The sequence below is a fragment of the bacterium genome (assembly GCA_040755795.1).
Taxonomy (GTDB): Bacteria; UBA9089; CG2-30-40-21; order CG2-30-40-21; family SBAY01; genus JBFLXS01.
Genome location: JBFLXS010000425.1, coordinates 1 through 3,295 on the forward strand (window position 1 = coordinate 1; position 3,295 = coordinate 3,295).

The window sequence follows — 3,295 nt, forward strand, 5'->3', positions numbered from 1 at the left end:
GAATTCTTTTAATATTTTTCTCCATTTCCTTCTTTCTCCCTTTCTCCTTTATTTCTGTCGGTAAAGGCTCAAAATCTCTATCGATAAACCAGACAGGCTCTTTAAATCGGCCTAACAGATGCGCCACCCCATCTACAAAACCATTCAAATACACCCCAACATCAGCCTCAGAATCTATCCTTGCAGGTGTTGGGTAGCGTGGGTCTGAAATATCATAGGATTCATCCGGATGGTCGGTGACTATGTTCTGGCCATTGGCATACTGAATGGCAGATAATTTTAAGCCAGGCACTGAGACTGTTATCTGATGAATTAAATTATCATCTGGTATTAATTCCTCACCTGAGGTGACTACAAATGAAGTACTTACTTGACTATCTGCAGGTAAATCTAATGTATCTGCGGGATATTGAGTAATAGAAAGGCAGCCTGATTCTTTGATAAGTTTCATCTCAATATTAGCCGTAAAAGACTTTTTCTTTGCTTTATTGGTGATAGTTATGTAGTGAGTATGTGACTCATGTGGCTCTGTAAAATTCTGCCAGGTAGGGTGGATAGATACAAAGATAGGCGGGACTATCTCAAATGACCCGCGATAAGGTGATTGTTTCAAATCATGTCCTGGTGTATTAGCATTATCCTTTGCCTCAATAGACCAGGTATACTCTCCATAATCTAACTTATTCACTGCTGATGCCTGATGAAAGGTCCCTTGTGGAGTATTCAAGACAATAGTTGAGTTATCAATCCCGGAGGCATAATTATTAATTGGTGGGTCAAAAAGCGTAGCAGAGATATTGACCGTATAAGGTGTCTCCTCAGCAATAATCACCTCACCATTTGCTGGGGTGGTTGAGGTTACCTCCGGTGGCTCTGTGTCGATTAGGAAAGAATATTCACCTGTTATTGGCACATCGATAGTTTCGATAACATCTTGTGAACAATCAGCAGAGGCTATTTTTACCGGAATTGATATTGTCTCGTTAATATAAAGTTTGGCATTACCATCATCGCCTTTGGAAATAAAGCATTTACCCGAGAAGTTTTTCCCAGAACCAGATAAAGCAATCTCTGGTAGTGGCACTGGGACAAATCCTCCCTTTTGGTAGATAAGTGTTGGTGGACATGGTAAGGTCTCAGAAGTAGTTACATAAACATTTATTGCCCCTTCTCTGACAGGAGATTCCCTTGAGATAGAGATTTTCGCAGTGATAGGAGATTGAGAAAACAGCTCTTCTAATATTTGTCTTTTAACCTTAACATTTTTGTATAAGTCAACATGATGCGTTGCCAGGGCACCCATATCCTCAAGCCTTTTAACTGTTTTTCTTTGCTGATGTAGTGGGACACCTTTAGTTGAATCAAAAAAAATTACACCATCACCCGGTTTAAACGATGGAGGACCAATCCTATCCTCAGCTAAATTAATATAAGTAATCGTTGGTAGCTCTGAATTTAATTTATTCTTCCAGAATAACTCCTCCATAAAATTACTACCTTCAGTCCGCTGCTGCTCTATCGCTACAGAATACGGGTCAGGACATTTACCTTTCTTATGAATTTCATTAACTATCCCTGGATTTTTATATGAAAAATCAGCCCACTCACTTCCCATCTGCCCTGTCCCCATCATAATGATTTGATTGACATCATTGCCGTAGCGGGGGATGTTATCGATGGTCTTATCAACTCTCTTTTTCTTCTTAATATCATAATATGTATACTCCATTGCAGATTGATGTTGGTCACCATACATCATGGTATAAAGTTCAGCTACCAATCCACCTCTTGAGTGAGCAATAATATCGACCTTCGTACCAGGAGGGAAATTCTTTTTTATCTCATCTATTTTTTGTTTTAGCGCCTTTACATCTTCTTGTATTAATCCTTGGCCTTTATCATCAAAATCAATAGTAAATATCTCTTTTCCCTCATACCCAGCATTCATCAAGGTAGTTATTAAACAACCTTCTTTCCACATTTTTGAATCCGCAAAAGTTCCATGAACTAAAAGCACAGGATTCTTAGCCAAGGCAGGAGTTAACCAGAACAGACTACCTATCAAACCTAAGGCTATAATTCTTTTAAACATGTTGTTCACCTCCACAAAAGATTAAAAAAACTTAAGGTTAAAACTCAAACTCACTATCTGGAATACCAATATTTATCTGAATATGACTAAGTGTGATTTCTTCTTTTACTTCTTTTGGTCTATATTTAGGCAGAGGAGGTTGAATCTTAATAAGTGTTGTTGGTATCCAAATATTGTTGATTAAGGTAAAGTTTTTAAGTTCGTTTTGTTCAGTTATTATTATTTTTCCTATCTCTTTACTCCATTCATGATCAATACAATTAATTTTTATAATCACTCCCTTTTCATAATCAACAAATAATTCTACCTTAGCTCCTGTAGGGTAATTATAATCATCCTCAGGATTACTTTTTTTCGGCACCGCCTCAATCACCCAGGTATCAGGTTGAGGATTATCAATTACCTTCGTATCAAACTTAGTCATTATCTCATCCAACCGAAAGTAAAATTCAAATAACCCTTCTGGGTCTAATAAAGTATACCATGGCAGTTTATAACTTCCAACAGAAGACTCTTCAGTAATTGGTGCTCCCCATTCTCCTATACTTTTACTGTATTCAGTCCTATCTTTTACAATTACTGTGAGAACCTTTTCGGGTGGTATCCATTTAAGTTTACCAGGTGCTTTAAATAAAAACTCTTCATCCTGTGTAATCAAATCACCTACTATGCCTAACCACTTAGCAAATTCAGAATCCCATGTCTTGAAATTCCAATTTGCCTTCAAATCTTGAATCTTCTGGTAATTCGCCTTGACCTTATCCAGCAATGCCTGGACAGTAGGTGTGCCGATTTGTTTTGGTCTAAGTGGTAGATTTTTCTTTTTTACCACCTGTTCCTGCTTAGTCTTTTGCTCCTTAGCTTTTAGCCATGGCCATTGCCATTCTATACCCTGGGCTATAGTGCTACTGCATAGCAAGACACACATCACCGCAATACTACACATTATCTTCTTAATCCCTGTTCCTCTTGAATTTCCCTTTGAACTTCTTTTACCCATTTTAAATCTACCTCCTTAATTTTGGTAATTGGTAACTGGTGAATGGTAATTAGTTACCAATTAACCCATTACTTTTGGCTCTTTTGACTTTTGAGTGGGTAAATGATATAATAGGTAAAATCCCAATCAAAATCCAAAGGAGCAAATATGATAACAAAACATATATTTGAGCAGGCCTTAAATATTCAAGAGCCATGGTACCT

General features: G+C 37.5%; 2 protein-coding genes. Both read right to left on the minus strand.

Going from position 1 to position 3,295, the window contains the following annotated elements:
- The coding region (locus AB1414_17765; protein ID MEW6609262.1) for a hypothetical protein at positions 1-2,092 on the minus strand (2,092 nt) is incomplete at its 3' end.
- 37 nt (positions 2,093-2,129) lie between these two features.
- Entirely contained in the window at positions 2,130-3,092 is a 963-nt protein-coding gene (locus tag AB1414_17770) for a hypothetical protein (GenBank protein MEW6609263.1), read from the minus strand.
- Positions 3,093-3,295: the final 203 nt, after the last annotated feature.